We start from the raw sequence: 515 nt of genomic DNA, 5'->3' as shown, positions 1-515 counted from the left end.
AGTTTATACTTTACTTAGGAGGTGATGCGTATAGCGCTCCTGCGATACTCATTTCAGACGGTGAGACACAAAAGCTCTATTACTTACATAGAGATTACTTAGGCTCTATAGTAATGCTCACCGATAAGAACGGCAATATAGCCGAACGCAGACACTTTGACCCTTGGGGGCAACCCATAAAAATAGAAGACGGCGCAGGCAATACCTTAGACAAACTCACCCTATTAGACCGAGGCTTTACAGGACACGAACACCTGCAAACCGTAGGCTTGATACATATGAACGGACGTTTGTACGACCCAGCGCTACACCGTTTCTTACAACCCGATAACTATGTACAAGACCCTTTTAATACCCAGAACTTTAACAGGTATGGATATTGTTTGAATAACCCACTGGTATATGTAGACCAAAATGGAGAGTTTTGGCATTTAGTCATAGGCGCTGTCGTAGGAGGAGTGATAAATTGGATTTCAAATGGTGCACGTCTTGATGCTAAAGGACTTGGCTATTTC

1 protein-coding gene is annotated in these 515 nt (G+C 43.1%); it reads left to right on the top strand.

All coding sequences use genetic code 11. The features are described 5' to 3' along the window. Positions 1–515: RHS repeat domain-containing protein (locus HMPREF9073_RS11375; RefSeq protein WP_009413920.1), on the top strand; the 515-nt coding region annotated here is incomplete at both ends.

Origin of the sequence: Capnocytophaga sp. oral taxon 326 str. F0382 (genome assembly GCF_000318295.1) — a bacterium.
Taxonomy (GTDB): Bacteria; Bacteroidota; Bacteroidia; order Flavobacteriales; family Flavobacteriaceae; genus Capnocytophaga; species Capnocytophaga periodontitidis.
The sequence above is the reverse complement of the archived record's forward strand: the minus strand, read 5'-3'. Positions and strand labels throughout refer to the sequence as shown.